Source organism: Thermovirga sp., assembly GCA_012523215.1.
GTDB lineage: Bacteria > Synergistota > Synergistia > Synergistales > Thermovirgaceae > 58-81.
This window is the reverse complement of sequence record JAAYIZ010000044.1, coordinates 1-2,590: the sequence shown is the minus strand read 5'-3', so window position 1 is coordinate 2,590 and position 2,590 is coordinate 1. Positions and strand designations below refer to the sequence as shown.

The 2,590-nt window shown below is 56.3% G+C and carries 2 protein-coding genes; one reads left to right on the top strand and one right to left on the bottom strand.

Features of this window, described 5'->3' with window-relative positions:
* Positions 1-252 precede the first annotated feature (252 nt).
* The gene (fusA, locus tag GX108_01515) at positions 253-2,334 is read left to right on the top strand and encodes an elongation factor G (GenBank protein NLO55723.1); all 2,082 of its coding nucleotides are present in this window, start codon (positions 253-255) and stop codon (positions 2,332-2,334) included.
* 85 nt (positions 2,335-2,419) lie between these two features.
* Here the strand turns inward: fusA and GX108_01510 are convergent.
* Positions 2,420-2,590, bottom strand: a 171-nt coding sequence (locus GX108_01510; GenBank protein ID NLO55722.1) for a molybdopterin dinucleotide-binding protein, incomplete at its 5' end; no start/stop codon positions are given.

Below are 2,590 nucleotides of genomic sequence, written 5' to 3'. Positions count from 1 at the left end.
GGTCTTGTCATGAGGGAGATCAGGGGCCAGGCCCCCCCGGGGGATGTATCGGCCGCGATAGACGAGGCGCTGGACCAGTCGAGAGGATCGAAGGTATGAAGGGACTATAGTAACGGCTCATTGACGGCCTGGCCCTTGCCACTTAAGATTGTTCCTGCGTGCGATGAAACCTCGGGAATAAAATCCTTTTCAAAGCGATGCCGGACGGGTTCGTCAATTAAGCTTTTCATAACTTGAGGGAGGTATCGGTAAATGGCAACTCGTGACCCTGAAAAAACACGGACCGTGGCCCTTGCTGGCCATGGCGGTTCCGGCAAGACCGCCCTGGCCGAAGCCATAGCCTTCGATACGGGCCTTACCACCAGGATGGGAAAGGTGGAGGATGGCAACACCGTAAGTGATTTCGGCAACGAGGAACACAAGAGACAGATTTCCATCAACTCCTCGCTCATCTCGACAGAACACGCCGGCAAGCAAATTTATCTCATCGATTGTCCGGGTTACGCAGATTTTATCGGCGAACTCCGATCCTCCATGAGGGTTGTCGATTCCGCCATCGTGGTGATCAGCGGCGTTCACGGTGTCGAGGTACAGACCGAGAAAGCCTGGGAGTTCGGCGAGGATATGCAAATGCCCATGGCCTTCTTTATCAGCAAGATGGAACGGGAGAACGCCGATTTCGAGAGAATCCTCAAGGAGGTCCAGGACTACCTCTCCGACAAGGCCGTCCCCCTGTTCCTTCCCGTTGGCAAGGAAGCAGCCTTCAAAGGCGTCGTCGATGTGTTGAGACAGAAAGCTTACATTTACCAGGGTGACGGCAGCAAGGAGTACCAGGAGACCGACGTGCCGCCGGAGATGGCCGATTATGCCGCCACGGCGAGGGAGACCCTCATTGAGAGGGTGGTCGAGGCCGACGACGAACTGATGATGAGGTACCTCGAGGGTGAGCAGCTCTCCGTAGAGGAGTTGCTTCCAGCCCTCCGGTGCTCCATCCGGGAAAGATTGCTTTTCCCGGTGCTTCCCGGGGCCAGCACCTCCAACGTGGGCGTCTGCCAGTTGCTGGATGCCATAGCCGAAGCATTTCCCAGCCCCCTGGAAGCGCAGACCAGGACGGCCTTCCAGGGCGACGCCGAGGTCATGGTGGAGCCCGATCCCGCCGGAAAATTTTCGGCCTTCTGCTTCAAGGTCATGGTGGATCCTTACGTGGGCAAACTCTCCTTCATCAGGGTCTTTTCAGGTTCTGCCTCGAGCGAGAACTCCCTTTACAACGTGACCAGGGGCGAGGATGAGCGGGTCAGCGCTTTCAAGATCATGCGCGGGAAGGAATCGGTGGACGTGAAAGAAGTGATCGTCGGGGATATAGTGGCCATACCAAAGTTGCACAGCACCGTGGTGGGCGACACCCTGGCGGTCAAGGGCATGAACTACGAATTCCCGGCGATCCAGTTCGCAAAACCCGTATTCAGCGTCGCTGTCAAGCCCAGGAGCAGGGCCGACGAGGACAAGTTGGCCAATGCTCTGAACAAGATGCTCGAAGAGGATCAGACCCTCCACTTCGAGAAGAACCCCGAGACAAACGACAGCATTCTCTCCGGCATGGGCGACTTGCACCTCGATGTCATGCTATCCAAGATCAAGGAGCGGTACGGGGTGGAGCTCGATACTGAGACACCGAAAGTACCCTACAGGGAGACCATAAAGAAATCCTCGAAAGCCCAGGGCAAGTATAAGAAACAGACCGGGGGAAGAGGTCAATACGGCGATGTCCACATCGAATTCTCGCCCCTTGCCCGCGGTGAGGGTTTCCAGTTCGAAGACAAGATCGTCGGTGGAGTGGTTCCCAAATCCTACATCCCGGCAGTGGAGAAGGGGCTCAAGGAGGCCTACCTGAAGGGAGTCCTTGCGGGTTACCCCGCGGTGGATTTCAAGGCCAGCCTCTTCTTTGGTTCCTACCACGAAGTCGACTCATCGGAGATGGCTTTCAAGATTGCGGCTTCCATGGCCTTCAAAAAAGGTATGGCCGAAGCATCGCCCATCCTCCTGGAGCCGATAATGAACGTCGAAGTGGTGGTGCCTGAAGACTATCTTGGGGACGTCATGGGAGACTTCAACAGCCGCAGGGGCAAGATTTTGGGGATCGACAGCCGGGGAAGGCTCCAGGTCGTGAAAGCCCAGGTACCACTGGCAGAGATGTTCCGCTATGCGATTATCCTCAGGTCCATGACCTCCGGGCGAGGTAACTTCACCATGGAGCTCTCCCATTACGAGGAAGTGCCCCACGATATCACAAAAAAGATCATTGCCGAGTCGGAGGTCCAGGAAGACGAAGACTAGCCGTTTGAATTGTTGGCTGAGAGAAAAAGGTGGCACGGGTAAAATCCCGTGCCCCCTTTTCATTTGTCCGGTCGAAGGGTCTTGCTCAGGCTTTTTCGACCTTGACAGCGTTGATCTTGTAAGCCGGTGTCTCTGATGTCTCGTCCCAGACCGAAGCCGTCAGCACATTGGCGGGTTGTTCTCCGAAATGGAAGGGCACGAACACCATCTTCGGCGGAACCCTGTCGGTGATCCTGGCCTCACCCACCACGCTTCC